The sequence below is a fragment of the Nocardiopsis sp. LDBS1602 genome, assembly GCF_035818715.1.
Lineage (GTDB): Bacteria > Actinomycetota > Actinomycetes > Streptosporangiales > Streptosporangiaceae > Nocardiopsis > Nocardiopsis alba.
Genome location: NZ_JAYLVW010000001.1, coordinates 1,281,790 through 1,299,102, shown reverse-complemented (window position 1 = coordinate 1,299,102; position 17,313 = coordinate 1,281,790). Strand labels below are relative to the sequence as shown.

At 71.3% G+C, this 17,313-nt stretch carries 15 protein-coding genes; 9 read left to right on the top strand and 6 right to left on the bottom strand.

Annotation, left to right across the window (positions count from 1 at the left end):
• Positions 1-169 precede the first annotated feature (169 nt).
• Both U9J66_RS05900 and U9J66_RS05895 read left to right on the top strand, forming a co-directional pair.
• On the top strand, positions 170-1,333 hold the full coding sequence (locus U9J66_RS05900) for an SDR family NAD(P)-dependent oxidoreductase (protein WP_326337249.1): 1,164 nt from the start codon (positions 170-172) through the stop codon (positions 1,331-1,333).
• Positions 1,334-1,773: 440 nt separating this feature from the next.
• Positions 1,774-2,856 carry a glycoside hydrolase family 5 protein gene (locus U9J66_RS05895; RefSeq protein WP_326337248.1) on the top strand — a complete coding sequence of 361 codons (1,083 nt, stop codon included), beginning with the start codon at positions 1,774-1,776 and terminating at the stop codon, positions 2,854-2,856.
• A gap of 57 nt (positions 2,857-2,913) precedes the next feature.
• Here U9J66_RS05895 and U9J66_RS05890 read toward each other — a convergent pair whose 3' ends face one another.
• The gene (locus tag U9J66_RS05890) at positions 2,914-5,397 is read right to left on the bottom strand and encodes an ATP-dependent Clp protease ATP-binding subunit (protein ID WP_042280884.1); all 2,484 of its coding nucleotides are present in this window, start codon (positions 5,395-5,397) and stop codon (positions 2,914-2,916) included.
• A gap of 344 nt (positions 5,398-5,741) precedes the next feature.
• Here U9J66_RS05890 and U9J66_RS05885 point away from each other — a divergent pair, with 344 nt between their 5' ends.
• Positions 5,742-7,058: a bifunctional o-acetylhomoserine/o-acetylserine sulfhydrylase gene (locus U9J66_RS05885; RefSeq protein WP_017533957.1), complete on the top strand. Its 1,317-nt coding sequence runs from the start codon at positions 5,742-5,744 to the stop codon at positions 7,056-7,058.
• Positions 7,055-8,197 carry a homoserine O-acetyltransferase MetX gene (metX, locus tag U9J66_RS05880; protein WP_326337247.1) on the top strand — a complete coding sequence of 381 codons (1,143 nt, stop codon included), beginning with the start codon at positions 7,055-7,057 and terminating at the stop codon, positions 8,195-8,197. The genes U9J66_RS05885 and metX overlap by 4 nt, the downstream gene beginning before the upstream one ends.
• 369 nt (positions 8,198-8,566) lie before the next feature.
• On the opposite strand, the gene xylB is transcribed toward metX, so the two are convergent.
• A complete protein-coding gene (gene xylB / locus U9J66_RS05875; protein ID WP_326337246.1) occupies positions 8,567-9,958 on the bottom strand; it encodes a xylulokinase in 1,392 nt (463 codons plus the stop codon).
• Positions 9,959-10,126: 168 nt separating this feature from the next.
• On the opposite strand from xylB, the gene U9J66_RS05870 reads away from it, so the two are divergent.
• On the top strand, positions 10,127-10,558 hold the full coding sequence (locus U9J66_RS05870) for a hypothetical protein (protein WP_326337245.1): 432 nt from the start codon (positions 10,127-10,129) through the stop codon (positions 10,556-10,558).
• Positions 10,559-10,640: 82 nt separating this feature from the next.
• Here U9J66_RS05870 and U9J66_RS05865 read toward each other — a convergent pair whose 3' ends face one another.
• Genes U9J66_RS05865 through U9J66_RS05850 form a run of 4 tightly spaced genes read right to left on the bottom strand, consistent with a single transcriptional unit; the run spans position 10,641 to position 14,209 of the window.
• Positions 10,641-11,162 carry a flavin reductase family protein gene (locus U9J66_RS05865; RefSeq protein WP_161111609.1) on the bottom strand — a complete coding sequence of 174 codons (522 nt, stop codon included), beginning with the start codon at positions 11,160-11,162 and terminating at the stop codon, positions 10,641-10,643.
• The gene (locus U9J66_RS05860) at positions 11,159-11,746 is read right to left on the bottom strand and encodes an NAD(P)H-dependent oxidoreductase (protein ID WP_161111610.1); all 588 of its coding nucleotides are present in this window, start codon (positions 11,744-11,746) and stop codon (positions 11,159-11,161) included. The genes U9J66_RS05865 and U9J66_RS05860 overlap by 4 nt, the downstream gene beginning before the upstream one ends.
• An 18-nt stretch (positions 11,747-11,764) precedes the next feature.
• Positions 11,765-12,928, bottom strand: coding sequence for an LLM class flavin-dependent oxidoreductase (locus U9J66_RS05855; RefSeq protein ID WP_326337244.1), 1,164 nt, complete (start codon positions 12,926-12,928; stop codon positions 11,765-11,767).
• 21 nt (positions 12,929-12,949) lie between these two features.
• Entirely contained in the window at positions 12,950-14,209 is a 1,260-nt protein-coding gene (locus U9J66_RS05850) for an SfnB family sulfur acquisition oxidoreductase (RefSeq protein ID WP_326337243.1), read from the bottom strand.
• Positions 14,210-14,984: 775 nt separating this feature from the next.
• On the opposite strand from U9J66_RS05850, the gene U9J66_RS05845 reads away from it, so the two are divergent.
• Genes U9J66_RS05845 through U9J66_RS05830 form a run of 4 tightly spaced genes read left to right on the top strand, consistent with a single transcriptional unit; the run spans position 14,985 to position 17,288 of the window.
• Positions 14,985-15,557 carry a cysteine dioxygenase gene (locus tag U9J66_RS05845; protein ID WP_202421693.1) on the top strand — a complete coding sequence of 191 codons (573 nt, stop codon included), beginning with the start codon at positions 14,985-14,987 and terminating at the stop codon, positions 15,555-15,557.
• On the top strand, positions 15,554-15,991 hold the full coding sequence (locus U9J66_RS05840) for a rhodanese-like domain-containing protein (protein ID WP_017533947.1): 438 nt from the start codon (positions 15,554-15,556) through the stop codon (positions 15,989-15,991). Before U9J66_RS05845 ends, U9J66_RS05840 begins: the two co-directional genes overlap by 4 nt.
• Positions 15,988-16,137, top strand: coding sequence for a hypothetical protein (locus tag U9J66_RS05835; protein WP_017533946.1), 150 nt, complete (start codon positions 15,988-15,990; stop codon positions 16,135-16,137). Before U9J66_RS05840 ends, U9J66_RS05835 begins: the two co-directional genes overlap by 4 nt.
• On the top strand, positions 16,134-17,288 hold the full coding sequence (locus U9J66_RS05830; protein WP_017533945.1) for a YeiH family protein: 1,155 nt from the start codon (positions 16,134-16,136) through the stop codon (positions 17,286-17,288). Before U9J66_RS05835 ends, U9J66_RS05830 begins: the two co-directional genes overlap by 4 nt.
• Positions 17,289-17,313 lie beyond the last annotated feature (25 nt).

The window sequence follows — 17,313 nt, the reverse complement described above, 5'->3', positions numbered from 1 at the left end:
GGGCCGCCCCAAGGCGAAGGCCCGGGTTCTCCATCTCTTCCCAGACACGGTTTTCTCCCACGGAGCACCGGGTAACTGTGTCCCCACATCCCCCACCGACGCACTCGACCCGAACAGGGGAGTACATGGGACGGACCCATCGACGCGCACGCGCCGCAGGGGAGCACCGATGCGAGGTCTGAGGACGACCCTGGCCCTGGCCGGAGCCCGGTGGTTGTGGAGACGCCACCGCCGCTCACGGGAGTCGACACCGGTGTCCGCGGGTCGGAGCGGGGCGGAGCTCCTCGCCTGGGGAGCGGCCGCGGCCGCCCTCGGGGCCGGTGCCTCCGCCCTGTCCGAACGCCGTCGCGCCCGACGGATGAACGGCCGGGTCGTACTCGTCACCGGAGGGTCGCGCGGCCTCGGTCTCCAGCTGGCCCGGGAGTTCGGGGCCGGTGGGGCCTCGGTGGTGATCTGCGCCCGAGGACGGGAGGACCTGGACCGGGCGGTCGCCGAGCTCACCGGCCGCGGTGTGGAGGCCCTCGGCGTGGTCTGCGACGTCACCGACCCGGAGGCGGTCGACTCCCTGCTCGACGACGCGGTCGATCGTTTCGGCCGGTTGGACGTGGTGGTCAACAGCGCCGGGATCATGCGGGTCGGCCCCCAGAGGACCCTGCCCGACGACGCCTTCGTCCAGGCCATGGACGTCATGTTCTGGGGCCCCTTCCACCTGTCCCGCGCCGCGATGGAGAGGATGCGCGGACGAGGCGGCACCATCGTCAACGTCACCTCCATCGGCGCCTACCTGTCGGTGCCGCACCTGCTGCCGTACTCGGCCGCCAAGCACGCCTGGGCGGCGCTGTCCGAGGGCATGGCCGCAGAGTCCGGGGGGAGCGGGGTCCGTGTGGTCACCGTCGTTCCGGGGTTGATGCGGACCGGTTCGCACCGCGGGGTGGTCTTCAGTGGAAATCCCGAACGCGAGTACGCGTGGTTCGCGCTGGCCGCGGGCGCCCCGCTGCTCAGTGTGAGCGCCGAACGCGCCGCCCGGCGCATCGTGGCCGCCGCCGCGAGCGGACGCGGCTTCCTGGTGATCTCGCCGATCGCCAGGATCGGCCTGGCCGTCCACGGAGTGTCACCCGGCCTCACCCAGGCGGGTATGCGTCTTGTAGGGCGACTGTTGCCGGACGCCCCCGAACACGTGGAGGAACGTTCCGGATCCGAGGCCGCCGACAGCCGGATCGGACGTCTGGTCGGTGTCGTCGCCGCGCTCAACGAGAGGGCCGGCAGGCGGATGAACCAGAGCTCGCGGGCGGAGGAACGTCGGCGGGACGTCGACAGTGGAAAGGACGGGTGATGGCGCGAGGCCCGATACGAGGGGCGAGAGTACGCGCGACGACCGGTATCGAGAGGAGGTGATCCGCATGAGCGCCCTCCATCCGGATCTGAGACAGCCCGACCCCATGCCTCCGGATCCGTTCCCGCCGGCTCCGATGCCGCCGGGGCCGGTCCCTCCGGAGCCGAGTCCGCTGCCGGACCCCGAGCCCGGTCCTCCAGGCCCGGTCCCCGACCCTCCGGGGCCCGAACCCGAGCCGGAGCCCGCCTGACCGGACGGGGCCGATGAGGGGCACGCGCCCTCCCGGGCGGGCCCCGGGAGGGCGCGTGCCCGGTATGATCACGTTGGGTCACTCCTCTTGACGTTTGTGCTACCAAGTCGTAACTTCTACGGGAAACACTCCTTCCGGATCCCCCCGCCCCCTGCGCGCGGCCGGCCCGCGCTCCCGTTGGAGGACACCCTTGGCGCGTCTTCGCACGACCACCCCCGCCCGCCACCCGTACCGGACCCTCTCCCTCACCGCCGTGGGAGCGCTCCTGCTCGGCGCGGCCGCGTTCTTCCCGGCCTCCGGCCAGGAACTCGAACCGGTCTCGTCCACCTCCCCGGACACCACCGCCATCGACGAACACGGACGGCTCTCCGTCTGCGGGATCAAGCTCTGCGACGAGAACGGTGAACAGGTCCAGCTCACCGGGATGAGCACCCACGGCATCCAGTGGTACGACCACTGCCTCACCGACGGTTCCCTGGACGCCCTGGCCGACGACTGGAGGGCCGACGTCCTTCGGGTGTCCATGTACATCCAGGAGGGCGGCTACGAGACCGACCCCCGGGGCTTCACCGACCGCGTCCACGAGCTCATCGAGGAGGGTACCGAGCGCGGCCTCTACGTGATCGTCGACTGGCACATGCTCACGCCGGGCGACCCGAACCACAACACCGGGCGGGCCAAGGAGTTCTTCCAGGAGATCGCCTCGGTCCACGCGGACAAGGACAACCTGCTCTACGAGATCGCCAACGAGCCCAACGGGGTCTCCTGGAACTCGATCAAGGGCTACGCCGAGGAGGTCATCCCGGTCATCCGCGCCGAGGACCCCGACTCCCTCGTGCTGGTCGGCACCCGTGCCTGGTCCTCGCTGGGGGTGTCGGAGGGCTCCGACCACTCCGAGATCGTCGCCGACCCGGTGGACGCGGACAACATCATGTACGTGTACCACTTCTACGCGGCCTCCCACGACACGGTGCACTACGACACCTTCGAGCGGGCCGTGCGGGAGCTTCCGCTCTTCGTCACCGAGTTCGGCACCCAGGAGCACACCGGTGACGGTCCTGACGACTTCTCCTCCGCTCAGCGTTACCTCGACCTGATGGAGCGGGAGAAGATCAGCTGGGTGAACTGGAACTTCTCGGACGACTTCCGCTCCGGCGCGGTCTTCGAGACGGGCACCTGTAACGCGGGCGGCCCCTGGGCCGGTACCGACTCCCTCAAGCCCGCGGGGGAGTGGATCCGTGAGCGGATCCGGACCAGCGGCCTCTCCGGCTGACCTCGGACACACGAGGACGGGCCCCGGACGCGCGCGTCCGGGGCCCGTCCACATCCGTCACTCGGTCGAGATGACCAGCTCGCCGGCGTCGTCCACGTCGACCACGACCCGGTCGCCCGAGGCGATCTGCCGGTCCAGCACCATCCTGGACAGCCGATTGCCCACGTTGCGCTGGATGGTCCGCGCCAGCGGACGGGCGCCGAACTCGGGCTGGTAGCCGCGGCGGGAGATCCAGCGGACCGCCTCGTCGGTGAAACGGATCGAGATGTCCTGGGCCGCCATCCGCTCCTCGGTCCGCTCCAGCATGAGGCGGGCGATCTGGTCGATCTGCTCCTCGCCGAGCTGCTGGAAGACGATGACCTCGTCGATCCGGTTGATGAACTCGGGGCGGAACTCCTCCCTGAGCCGGCGCATCACCCGTCGTTCGGTGTCGGCGTCCATCTGCCCGTCGGCGGTGAAGCCCATCGGACCGCCCCCGGTGATCGCCTCCGAACCCAGGTTGCTCGTCATGATCACCACGGTGTTGCGGAAGTCGACCGTGCGCCCCTGGCCGTCGGTCAGACGTCCGTCGTCCAACAGCTGCAACAGCAGGTTGAACACGTCCGGGTGCGCCTTCTCGATCTCGTCCAGGAGCAGCACCGAGTACGGGTGGCGACGGACCGCCTCGGTGAGCTGACCGGCCTCCTCGTATCCCACGAACCCGGGCGGCGCGCCGGTCAGCCGGCTGGCGGTGTGCCGCTCCTGGAACTCGCTCATGTCGAGCCGGACCATGGAGTCCTCCGAACCGAACAGCGCCTCGGCCAGGGCCCGCGCCAACTCGGTCTTGCCCACGCCGGTCGGGCCCAGGAACAGGAAGCTGCCCACGGGGCGGTCCGGGTCGCCGAGCCCGGCCCGGTTGCGGCGGATCGCCTCCGAGACGGCGGTGACCGCCTCGTCCTGGCCGATGACCCGGTCGTGCAGCACCTCCTCCAGGTTGACGAGCCGGTCGCGTTCGGCCTGGGTCAGCTGCGATACCGGGATGCCGGTGCCGCGAGAGACGACCTCGGCGATGTCATCGGGACCGACCTCCGGGACGGCCGAGCCGGTCCCGCGCGCCTGGTGGACACTGCTCCTGGTCTCGTTGATCTCGTCGCGCAGTCGAGAGGCCTTCTCGTAGTCCTCGTCCTGGACCGCGCGGTCCTTCTCGCCCTCCAGGTCCTTGAGCCGCTTCTCCATCTCGCGCAGGGTGGAGCTGGAGGTCTTCAAGCGGAGACGGACGCGGGCTCCGGCCTGGTCCACGAGGTCGATGGCCTTGTCCGGCAGGAATCGGTCGGTGATGTAGCGGTCGGACATCTCGGCGGCGGCCACGAGGCTCTCGTCCCCGAAGCGCACCTGGTGGTGCGCCTCATAACGGTCGCGCAGCCCGCGCAGGATGTCGACGGTGTCCTCCACTGACGGCTCGGGCACCTGGATCGGTTGGAACCGGCGCTCCAAGGCGGCGTCCTTCTCGATGTTCTTGCGGTACTCGTCCACGGTGGTGGCGCCGATGATGTGCAGCTCGCCCCGGGCCAGGGCGGGCTTGAGCATGTTGCCCGCGCTGGTCGATCCCTCCGAGGCTCCGGCGCCGACGATGGTGTGGATCTCGTCGATGAAGATGAGCAGGTTCTCGGACTGGGCGCGGATCTCCTCGACGATCTTGTTCAGCCGTTCCTCGAAGTCGCCCCGGTAGCGGGTGCCCGCCACGATCCCGGAGACGTCGAGCTGGACCAGCCGCCGTCCGCGCAGGGTCTCGGGAACGTCGTCGTCGAAGATGCGTTGGGCGATGCCCTCCACGATCGCGGTCTTGCCCACGCCCGGGTCGCCGATGAGCACCGGGTTGTTCTTGCGCCGGCGGGCCAGGACCTCGATGCACTGTTCGACCTCGTCATCGCGGCCGACCACCGGGTCCAGCCGACCCTCCCGGGCCAGGGCGGTCATGTCGGTCCCGAATTCGTCCAGGGAGGGTGTCTGCGAGGGTTCTCCCTCGACCTGACCTCCTCCGGAGGCGGGACCGGTCGCCTTCTGCAACGACTCGGGGGTGATCCCCTGATCGCGCAGCAGTTGGCCGACCGGGTGGTCGGGGTTGATCGCGAGCGCGAACAGGATGTGCTCGGGCATGATGCCGGAACTGCCGGTGGCGCGGGCGATCTGGAGGGAATCGAGAAGGGCCCGTTTGGCCGAGGGGGTCAACCGGGCGGAGCCGCGCACCGCCCGCGGCGCCTGGGCGACCGCCTGGTCGATGACGTCCTCCAAGGGCTTGGCGTCGGCGTCGGTGCGCTCCACCAGTTCGCGGACGGGCGGGTAGCGCAGGAGCGCCCAGAGCAGATGGACCGAGTCGATGTCGGCCCCACCGCTCTGGAGCGCGCGTCGCGCCGCGGCGTCCGCGATCTGTCGGGCCTCGGGGCTCATCAGCTTGGACAGGTCGACGCGGCGGACGGGTCCGCGGGCGCCGAGGAACCGGGCCAGGAACTCGTCGAAGGAACCCGGGTCGCCGCCCGGCCCCTCGGGGTGGTCGTTCGTCATCTCGATTCGTCCCCCGTGCGTGTGTTGACAGTCCTTTGTAGTGGCTCGATAACCCTACGTGAGAAAGTGCATATCGGTCGGTAGCGACCATGGGTGCGGGCTCGAGCGGAGTCCGTGCCTCCCACACTCCCCGGCGGCGCCGTCGTTCACACGTGGCGGGGGCTCACCCGTGTGCGTCGTCGATCGAGGACTTCGAGACAGGGGCTCCAGGGGGCGGGGGTGAGGGGGCTCATGGTGCGAGAGGTGCTGCGGTTTCGGGGATCCGCTGGCCCTTCTCCGGGGGTGGTGCTAGCCTCGTGGTGATTCCCTACTTTTTTGGTCTGTTTTATCGGTAGGAGTACGTCTTGAGCACCGACATCACCAACGAGGACTCCTGGTCCTTCGAGACCCGGCAGATCCACTCCGGGGCCGCGCCCGACCCCGCCACCAACGCGCGGGCCACCCCCATCTACCAGACGACCTCCTACGTCTTCCGGGACACCCAGCACGGCGCGGACCTCTTCGGTCTTGCCGAGCCCGGCAACATCTATACCCGGATCATGAACCCGACTCAAGACGTCCTCGAACAGCGTCTCGCCGCGCTCGAGGGCGGCGTCGCCGCGGTCGCCTTCGCCTCGGGCTCGGCCGCCATCACCGCCGCGATCCTCAACCTGGTCGGGGCCGGCGACCACCTCGTGTCGAGCCCGCTGCTCTACGGCGGCACCTACAACCTCTTCCACCACACCCTGCCCAAGCTGGGCATCGAGGTCTCCTTCGTCGAGGACCAGAACGACCCGGAAGCGTGGCGCGCCGCGTCCCGCCCCGAGACCAGGCTGTTCTTCGGTGAGACCCTCGCCAACCCCGGTGGCAACGTGCTGGACGTACGCGCGATCGCGGACACCGCGCACGAGGTCGGGGTCCCGCTCGTGGTCGACAACACCGTCCCCACCCCCTACCTCCTCCGGCCCATCGAGTACGGGGCCGACATCGTCGTGCACTCGGCCACCAAGTACCTCGGCGGCCACGGCACCACCGTCGCCGGAGCGGTCGTGGACGCCGGGACCTTCGACTTCGGAGCCCACGGGGACCGCTTCCCCGGCTTCGTCGAGCCCGACCCCAGCTACCACGGCCTCAAGTACTGGGAGGCCCTCGGCCCCGGCGCCTACGCCGCCAAGCTCCGCGTCCAGCTGCTGCGCGACACCGGCGCCGCCATCGCCCCGCTCAACTCCTTCCTCATCCTGCAAGGCGTCGAGACGCTCTCCCTGCGGATCGAACGTCACGTCGACAACACCCAGGCCCTCGCCGAGTGGCTGGAGTCCCGGGACGAGGTGGAACGCGTCCACTACGCCGGGCTGCCCTCCAGCCCCCACCACGAGCTGGCCCGCTCCTACCTGCCGCGCGGCGCCGGAGCCGTGCTCTCCTTCGAACTGCACGGCGGAGTGGAGGCCGGACGCGCCTTCGTCGACGGCACAGAACTGTTCAGCCAGCTCGTCAACATCGGCGACGTGCGCAGTCTGATCGTCCACCCGGCCAGCACCACCCACAGCCAGCTCACCCCGGAGGAGCAGGTCACGGCCGGGGTCGCTCCGGGGCTGGTCCGCCTGTCGGTCGGCCTCGAACACATCGACGACCTCAAGGCCGACCTCGAACTCGGCTTCCGCGCGGCCAAGGCGTACCAATGACCCAGGGCTCCGCCCCTCCCACCGACCGGCTTCCGTACGGGGGCTGGCGGGAGGGAGACCCCGTGGCCGCGCGCCGCTGGGTCGCCCTCGAACACCCCCTGGAGCTGGAGTCGGGGCGGCACCTTCCGGGTGTCCGCCTGGCCTACCAGACCTGGGGTCGCCTCGATCGGGAGGGCTCCAACGCCGTCCTGGTCCTGCACGCCCTCACCGGGGACGCCCACCTGACCGGGCCGGCCGCCCCCGGGCAGGCCGGACCCGGCTGGTGGGAGGGGGTCGTCGGCCCCGGCCTCGCTCTGGACACCGACCGGTACTTCGTGGTGGCGCCCAACGTGCTCGGCGGCTGCCAGGGAAGCACCGGTCCCTCCTCGAAGGGGCCCGACGGCAGTCCCTGGGGAAGCCGATTCCCACGCCTCACCCTGAGGGACACGGTCCGGGCCGAGACGGCCCTGGCCGACGCCCTCGGAGTGCGCTCCTGGGCCGCGGTCATCGGCGGATCCATGGGAGGGATGCGCGCCCTGGAATGGTCGCTCATCCACCCCGATCGGGTCCGCCGGGCCCTGGTCATGGCCTGCCCGGCGGCCACGAGCGCCTGGCAGATCGCCTGGGCCGCACCGCAGTTGCACGCGATCCGCTCCGACCCGCACTGGCTCGACGGCGATTACCACGACACCGGTCGCGTGCCCTCCGAAGGGCTGGGCGTGGCCCGCCGGATCGCCCACATCACCTATCGGGGCTCACGGGAACTGGACGAACGCTTCGGTCGCCTGCTCCAGGAAGGGGAGGACCTCGATGACCGGGGGCGGTACGCGGTGGAGTCCTACCTCGACCATCAGGCCGGCAAGCTCGTCCGCCGGTTCGACGCCGCCAGCTATGTCCTGCTCACCGAGGCGATGAACGCCCATGACGTGGGCCGTGGCCGCGGCGGCGTGGCGGCGGCGCTCAAGGCCATGCCGGAACGGACGATCGTCGCCGGGGTGGACACCGATCACCTCTACCCGCTCCACCAGCAGGAGGAGATCGCTCGCCACCTGCCGGTCCCCGGGCGGGTCCGGGTGATCGAGTCGGCCCAGGGCCACGACGGCTTCCTCACCGCCACGGATCAGGTGTCCGCGCTGGTGGAGGAGCTGCTGGCCCGCTGAACCGGGTGCGGCCCCGAACGGAGCCGCACCCGGCCCGGCCGGTGATCGGGAGGAGGCCGCCGTGAGACGGTCGGTCTCCTCCCGGGTCGACCTCGTCTCGGTCGGGGGTGTCGGCGCACGGAACCCGGAGCGGTTCCGAGTACCGGAGAGCACCGAGGTCACCCCCGGACGCTCCACCGGCCAGGCCGGTGCCACCGTCGCCGGTTCCACCGAACACTTGGCGGGCCAACGGCCGATTCGGCCGTATCGTCGACGTCGCCGCCGATCCCGCGACGTCGGATCTCGTTCCTCTCGGCGCCCTCTCCGAGCGGTGATCGTTCCGTCCCCCGAACCGGACGGGGCCGGCCGTCGTGCATCGGGCAGGGCGGATCAGACGCCGTGGAGGGCCCGCCGGTACTCGGCGTAGCGTTCGCGCAGTCCGTTCCCGGCCTCGGGAGAGTGGGCGGCCTCCTCGGCGGGGGCGCCCAGAGTCCACTCGGGGGGCAGCGGGTCGCCGGACAGGGCCCAGGCGGCCTGGCGGGCGGCGCCCAGCGCGACGTATTCGGCGGCGGGCGGGGTCGCGACCGGCATGCCCAGGACGAGGGGGGCGATGGCGCGGACCGCGGCGGAACGGGCGCCGCCGCCGACCAGGAGGACGCGCTCGGCCCGCACACCCTGCGCGGTCAGGGCGACCAGTCCGTCGGCGAGACCGCACAGCATGCCCTCCACCGCGGCTCGGGCGATGTTGCCCGGGGTCATGTTGTCCCGGCGGAGCCCGTGCAGGGAGCCACTGGCCTCGGGAAGGACGGGGGTGCGCTCTCCGTCGAGGTAGGGGAGCAGGACCACGCCCTCCGCGCCTGGACGCGCTCCCAGGGCGAGGTGGTCGAGGCCGGCCAGGTCCGTGCCCAGCATCGACGCGGCCGAACCGAGGACACGGGCCGCGTTGAGGGTGCACACCAGGGGCAGATGGCCGCCGGTGGCGTCGGCGTATCCGCACACCGCTCCGGTGGCGTCGTGGGTGGGCCGGTCGTGGGCGGCGAACACGGTGCCGCTGGTGCCGAGCGAGACCACCACGTCGCCGGTGCGCAGGCCCAGCCCGAGGGCGGCGCCCATGTTGTCCCCGGTGCCGGGTGCGATCAGGGCCCCTTCGGGGGTGTGCCCGACCGCCTCGGAGGGGGCGGCGACCCGGGGCACCTCCAGCTCTCGCCCGAAGGCGTGGACCAGCAGGTCGGTGCGGTAGGCGTTCTCGGAGGGCGACCAGTAGCCGGTGCCGGAGGCGTCGCCCCGGTCGGTGGTCGGAGCCTGGCGCGCTCCTCCCAGACGCCAGGTGAGCCAGTCGTGGGGGAGCATCACGCCGCGCGCCCTGGAGGCGAGGTCGGGTTCGTGTTCGGAGAACCAGCGCAGTTTGGTGATCGTGAAGCCGGCCACGGGCACGTTGCCGATGGCGTCGGCCCAGACCCCGGGGCCGCCGAGCTCCTCGACCAGGTCGTCGGCGGCTCGGGCCGAACGTCCGTCGTTCCAGAGCAGGGCGGGGCGGACGACCTCTCCCTCGTCGTCGATCACGACCATGCCGTGCTGCTGTCCCGCGACGGAGACGGCCGCCACGTCGTCGAGTAGTCCGGAGGAGGCCTGGGACAGGGCCGTCCACCAGTGGCGGGGGTCGGTCTCGGTGCCGTCGGGGTGCGGGGCGCGGCCCTCGCGCACCACCTCTCCGGTCGCGCTGTCGCAGACCACGACCTTGCAGGACTGTGTCGAACTGTCGATTCCGGCGACGAGTGCCATGTTCGCTCCGTAGGGGTGAGAAAGGGGACGGGCCGTGGGGCGGCCGGGTTATTCTCGCACCCCGCGGGGCTGGATCACCCCATGGGGGTGAGCGGAAATCGTCTTGCCCTCGCGTCATGCCTTCAATAAACTTGAGCCACTGAAGCTCAAGTCGAGAGGGGTGGTCCGATGCGTGTCACGGACGTGTTCGAGGGGATCGACGAGGCCCTGACCGGCGGGCTCTCCGTCGGCCCCGTGACCAGGGTCGACAGCGGGCGTCGCGGCGGTCTTCTGGAGGTCCGGGTGGAGCTGGCCCCGGGGGTGGACCCGGGCGGGATCCTCGTCCTGGTGGACGGCGACTCCCTGGCCCTGGTGAGGTCCGGTGACCGCGCGGTCCTGCGTCGCATCCCCTTGGAGGTCCCTGTCGGGCGTCCCGTGCTCGGCCGTGTCCCGGGCGGACTGTCGATCTCCGCCCCTTTGGCCTCTCCCGTCCCGGTACCGATCATCCCCGGGCTGCGCCGACCCTCTCGGGCGGGCAGGGCACGAGCGGCCCTGGCCCGTTTCGGAGCACGGCTGCGGGCCCTCTTCGGTGGACGGAGCCGATCCCCGAGACCTTCGTGACGCTCGGCCGTCGGAGGTGATGAGGGCGCCCCCGGGCCAGGGGCGCCCCTCTCCCGGGCGAAGGGAGGTTCGTGCCGCCGGTTCAGGCCGACGGGGTCACCGAGCCGAAGGTCCCCCGGTGGTGGACCAGCGGGGGAGCCGTCTCCGACACGACCCCGGCGTGGGCCACGCGCCCCACGACCAGAACGTGGTCGCCGATCGCGCGGGTCTCGTACCACTCGCACACCAGGTGGGCCGTGGCGCCCTCCAACAGCGGGACCCCGGCCGGGCCGGGACGCCACGAGGTGGGGGCGGTGAAGCGGTCCACCCCCTTGGCGGCGAACCGGGCGGCCGTCCCCGCCTGGTCGGCGGCGAGCAGGTGCACCCCGAACACGGGGGCGCGGCGCAGGTCCGGCCAGGTGGTCGACGACTCGGCGATGTAGAAGGACACCAACGGCGGATCCAGACTCACGCTGGTGAACGAGGTGGCGGTCAACCCCACCGGGCGTCCCTCGACGTCCGCGGTGATGACGACGACGCCCGCCGGATGGTTGCGCATGACGGCCCTCAGGCGATCGGCCTCGAAGGTCGCGCCGGTACGGGTGGTGGTCTCCGCGACGCTCAACGGATCCTCCCTGAGGGATCGGGCAGTGGTGGGACGGTGGTGGAGCGCGGGTTCAGGGCCGCGCGCAGCGCGGGAGCGGACCTCTCGGCCCAGGGGCGGAGGACCTCCTCCAGCCCGGGGGAGTCCGTTCCCTCGGTGGTCACGGTGTCCTGGAGCAGGGCCAGGCCGGAGGTGGGGACCGAGGCGCCCAGCTCCAAGAGCAGCGGCCTCAGATGCACGTCCACGGCGAGGGTGTGCGCGGGCGACCCCATGACCAGGACCGGGACGGCGGTCACCCCTTCCAGGCCCCCGGATGGCAGAAGGTCGAGGAAGACCTTCAACAGACCGGTGTAGGTGGCCTTGTAGGTGGGGCTGGCCACGACCAACAGTTCGGAGGCGCGGATCCGCTCCAGAGCCGCCTGCACGTCCAGGGGCGGTCCAGGCGTGAGCAGCAGGGGTTGCAGGTCGGACAGTTCCAGGAGGTCGCCTCGCCCCGGTTCCGTGGACAGTCCGGCGGCACGGGCCGCGTGGCGGGCCGTGGCCAGGGCGGCGGTGGCGGTCCGGGAGTTCGGTCGGGGGTTACCGACCAGAACGGTGGTGGTCATGGTGACGGACTCCGATTCTCAGGACGGGGCGCCGGCGGCGGCGAAGGGGACGGCGGGGTACGAGGGCGCGGCCGGTCCGTCGGGGTGACGCCACAGTCCCCGCTCGGCCAGGATCGGGAGGACGCCCTCACCGAACCAGTACGCCTCCTCCAGATGCGGGTAGCCCGACAGCACGAACTCGTCGATCCCGACCCGGTGGTACCGCTCGATCAGGTCGGCCACCTGGGTGTGACCGCCGACCAAGGCGGTGCCCGCGCCGCCGCGCACCAGGCCCACACCGGCCCACAGGTTGGGGTGGATCTCCAGGTCGGCGGGGTCGCCGCCGTGCAGGTCCAGCATGCGACGTTGTCCCTCGGACTCGCTGCGGCGCAGGTTCCTCTGGACCTCGGCGATGGTCTCGGGCGAGATCCCGTCGAGGAGCCGCCGTGCCTGGTCCCAGGCCTCCTCCTCGGTATCGCGGCTGATCACGTGCAGCCGGATCCCGTAGCCCGGGTTCCGGCCGTGGGCGGCGGCCGCCGAGCGGACCCGTTCGATCTTGTCGGCCACCGCGGCCGGGGGCTCTCCCCAGGTCAGGTAGGTGTCGACCCGGGCGGCCGCCACCTCCAGGGCGATGGGGGAGGATCCGCCGAAGTACACGGGTGGCCGCGGGTGGGGCGGACGGTGCAGGGTCGCCCCCTCCACGGTGACGTGCTCTCCGGCGAAGTCCACGGTCCCGCCCTCCCACAGAGCGTCGACCACGCGCAGGAACTCGTCGGTGCGCCGGTAGCGGGCCTCCTTGTCCAGGAAGTCGCCGTGCGCCCGCTGTTCGGCCGACTCGCCTCCGGTCACCACGTTGAGCAGCAGCCGGCCGCCGCTCAACCTCTGGTAGGTGCCCGCCATCTGCGCGGCCAGGGTCGGTGTGATCAGCCCGGGGCGGAAGGCGACCAGGAACTTGAGGCGACGCGTGTGCGCGACCAGCATGGCGGTGGTCAGCCAGGCGTCCTCGCACCAGGCCCCGGTCGGGGTGAGCACCCCTTCGAAGCCCAGGTTCTCGGCGGCCCGGGCGATCTGGGCCAGGTACTCGACGGACGGTTCGCGCGTGCGCCGGGAGGCGGCGGAGACGACGTCCGCGCCGTGTCCGCCGCCGATGACGCCTCGGCCGTCCCCCTGGGTGGGGAGGAACCAGTGGAAGGTCAGGGACATGGGTGTGCTCGGCCCTTCGGTTCAGATCTGGCCGTGCCGCGGTGGACGGCGACGGTTGAGGGAGTACTCGCCGATGTGCTGGACCTTCCAGCGCACCGGGTCGTGGACGGTGTGGGTACGGGTGTCGCGCCAGTGGCGGTGGAGGCCGGCGGCGTCGGCCGTGGCCCGGGTGCCCGCCACCTCGAACAGGGCGGAGGAGACGTCGACAGCGGCCCGGCCGCCGACGACCTTGGCGGTCGCCACGGCGATCGAGGCCTCGGCGGTGGCGGTCTCGGCCGCTCGGGGGTCCTCGTCCATCGGTGTCGTGTCGGCGACGTCCACTCGGGCGGCCGCCGTCTCCAGCAGGGCCTCGGCCGAGCGGACCAGTACCTCCAGCTCACCGAAGCGGTGCACCAGGAGCGGGTCCTCGGTCGCGTGGTCCACCCCGCTCTCGAACCAGGGGCGGCTCTTGGTACGGACGAACTCCGCGGCCTCCTCCAGGGCTCCGCGCGCCGCGCCGACGTCGATGGCGGTGTGCAGGAGTTGGGCGTGGGCCCCGTAGGTGGTGGGTCCTTCGAAGGTCCGGTACTGCTCCAGGACGAACTCCGGCGCGACCCGGACCCCGGACAGGTGGACGGTGCCGCTGGCGGTGGTGCGCTGGCCCATGCCGGCCCAGTCGTCCTCGATCCGGACTCGGGGGTCGTCGGCGCGCACGAACGCGATGTGCGGTCGGGGGCCCTCGGGGGTGGGCGCCGGGGCGACCACCGCCAGCCAGTCGGCGAACAGGGAGCCGGTGGCGTAGTACTTGGTGCCGTCGACGATGTGGTGGTCGCCGTCGGGTTCGATCCGGGTGGTGTGGGTGTGCGCGGTCCTGCCCGAACGCTCGGCCTGGGCGTTGGAGACCAGGGAGCCGGCGAGGACGTCGCCGTACACGCGCTCGCGGGCCGGTCGTCCTCCGCGCAGACGCAGCGCGTTCAGGAAGGAGAAGTGCGGTTGCAGGATCTGGGCCAGGCTCAGGTCGACCGTGCCGAACAGGCGCAGAACCTCGGCGACGACGCTCGCGGGCGCCTCGAGGCCGCCCAGTTCCCGGGGGACGGTGATGCCGAGCAGCCCGGAGCGGGAGATCTCACGGACGGGCCCATGGGGCAGGACACGGTCCCGGTCGCGTTCGGCGGCCCCCTCGGAGAGGGAGGGCAGCAGGGAGCGTGCGACATCGAGCACCTCGCCGATGGAGGCGATGGTCCGCGGGGGGACGGTGTCGGTGGTCGGGGCGGGCGCCGGTCCGGGGAGCGTCTCGGACAAGGAAGGAACCTCCTGAACTGGTGCGCGGCCGCCCCGGGGCGCCGATCCTGAATTCCTACTGGAATTGCATGAAATCAGAGCGGGGGTCGGTCGTGCGGATCGTCCACGACGACCATCGGTGCGGCGAGGCCGAGTGGATCGGGTGGTCTCACCCGACAGGGCGTACCTGCCCGTCCCGTGTCCTTCGTACGCCACCGATTCGTGTGCTCGTGCCGGTGAGATGGGAGGTGAGAGAGGTTTTCCCGTGTTCTGTGCCGATCGGTGGTGCCGGAATCGAGCCCGCCGTCCGAGCGTGGCGACCGGCCGGGTGACGTGTTCCGGGCATCGGATGCGGCCTTTCGTGGGTGATGCCGAGGATGGTCGTCCGGGCCGAGGTCCTGAGCTGCTCCGCGCATGGCAGCGGCCTCGACCCGGAACGGGATCCGCCTCGCCCGTCCCGTCCGGTGAGGAGGTTCGGACGGGGTGTGCGAGAGCGGTCCGGGCCGACCGGCTCCGCGATTCCGGTCGGCGTGACTCCACTGTGCGTCCTGTAATCATAGTTTGTCAACCAATAAAGTAGGGAATCTTTGCCGCGGGCGTCTCGCTCCAGGTGGGGAGGTGGCGCGCCGCGCCGAACAACTACCAACTAAACCTGTAGGAAATGTGGTTTACTGCTGCGCATGGCAGGCAGCGCGATACCACGTCTCCGGTTCCGGAGCAGGTCGCTCACCTTCGACGAGCACTGTCGGTGGCCGCACGAGGATCCATCGACACCACCGGCAAGGCGAGAAGGAACATGACCGTCAACGACATCGACACCTCCCCTCTCTCGGAAACGGCACCGGCCGCACCGACCCCGCTCACCCTGGACCGCCTGGCCGGGTTGACCGCCGAGATCGCGGAGGAGGTCCGGCAGGGGCTTCACGAGATCCACTTCGACGCGGAGGAACGCTGGTCGGTCCGGTTGCGCGCGGACGACTACACCGACGTCTGGCTCATCTCCTGGACCCCCGACCAGTCCACCCGCCTGCACGATCACGCGGGTTCGCTCGGAGCTCTCACCGTCGTCACGGGCGAGCTGGTCGAACACCACTGGGACGGCGGACTGCGCGAACGCACCCTGGCCGAGGGCGAGGGAGGGCGCTTCCCTCTGGGGCACGTGCACGATGTCGTCAACACCTCGACCGCGCCGGCCGTGAGCGTGCACGCCTACTCGCCCCCGCTGACCGCCATGCACTACTACGAGGTCACCGACGGGGGCACGCTCCGTCGCACCGGGAGCATCCTCACCACCGACCCCGAGCCCGACGTCCCCACGCTGGAGGCCGCCCCCACAGCCCCGGCGGAGCCGGAGGAGGGAGGTCGATGAGCGCGATCGACCGACTCCTGGCCCGCGAACGATCCGCTCTGCGACGCCTGGAACCGAAGGAGGCACGGCGCGCCGTGGACCGGGGAGCCCTTCTGGTCGACATCCGCCCGGTGACCGACCGCGAGGCCGAGGGCGAGATCCCCGGCGCCCTGGTCATCGACCGCAACGTCCTGGAATGGCGGCTGGATCCCACCGGCCCCGACCGGATCCCCGAGGCGGACTCGACCGATCGGCACATCGTGCTCTTCTGCAACGAGGGCTACGCCTCCAGCCTGGCCGCCGTCGGCCTCCACCGTCTGGGGCTGCCCCGGGCCACCGACCTGGTCGGCGGCTTCCGTGCGTGGAAGGCCGACGGCCTTCCGGTCACCCCACCGCACTCCCGACCATCCCCCCGAGCCGGGCGTTCTCGCGCCCGGAGAACGAGAAGGACATGAGCGAGACACCCTCCACCCCAACGCCCGAGTCCCCACCCGCACGTCGAGGCTTCCGGATCGGTGAGGACTGGGCGGCCACCCTCACCGGCCTCGTCCTACTCGGACTGGCCTTGGCCGGAGTCATCCCGGCGGGGCTGATCCCATGAGCGTCGAACGTCCTTCCGTCGAGAGCGTCGACGCCTCCGATTCCACACCCTCCTCCCCGCCCGAGCGGCGGAACCCCCTCGCCCTCTGGTCATGGACGGCGGTGGGCCTGGCGGTCGTCCTGGGGCTCGCCGCCACCACCCGTTTCCTGGAGTCCCGCGTCCCCGAACTGGCGGAGGGCACCGCCCTGGCCGGGTTCGCCGACGCGGTCGAGTACCCCGTGTACGCGATCGTCCTGGGGCTGCTCGGCAACCTGATCCTGTCCCTGCTCGGGCTGCGCGATCGGTTGGCGCCGGCGTTCCGGACCGAGTTCCTCATCAAGACCGGTCTGGTCCTGCTCGGCTCGACCGTCCTGTTCGACGTGATCGTCCGAGCCGCGGGTCCGGCGGTCCTTCAGGCGCTGGCCCTGGTCACCTCGGTGTTCCTGTTCACCTGGTGGCTCGGGGGCAGGGTCGGTCTGGACGACCGGCTCCGGGCGCTCCTGGCCTCCTCGGTGTCGATCTGCGGGGTCAGCGCCGCGATCGCCGCGGCCGGGGCGGTGCAGGCCAGGCGGGAGCAGCTCGCCTACACCGCCGGTCTGGTCATCCTGTTCGCGGTCCCCTCGATCTTCCTGCTGCCCTGGCTGGTCGAGGTGTTCGGGCTCAGTGGGGCCCAGGCCGGGGCCTGGATCGGCGGCAACATCGACACCACGGCGGCGGTGGCCGCCTCCGGGGCGATCGTGGGGGAGGAGGCGCTCCAGATCGCCTCCATCGTCAAGTCCACCCAGAACGTCCTGATGGGGGTGGTGGCCGTGCTGCTCACCGCCTACTTCGCCGTCAAGGTCGCTCCGGAAGGGCGGGCGAACCGTCCCGGGGTCCGTGCCCTGTGGGACCGTTTCCCCAAGTTCGTGCTGGGCTTCCTGATCGCCTCGGTGGTGGCCACCCTGTGGGCCGACAACGCCCCCGGGGACGCCCAGGCGGGGCTGGACACCGCCAAGGCGCTGCGCGACTGGTTCCTCATCGCCGCCTTCACCAGCATCGGCCTGGAGTTCAAGGCCGGTTCGTTGCGCGAGGCGGGCTGGAGGCCGATCGGCGTCTTCGCGGCCGCGACGGTCTTCAACCTGGTGGTGGGCCTGCTGCTGGCGGTCGTGCTCTTCCGGGGAGTGACGCTCTGAGACGAGGTCGGGGCCCGCGCTCGGA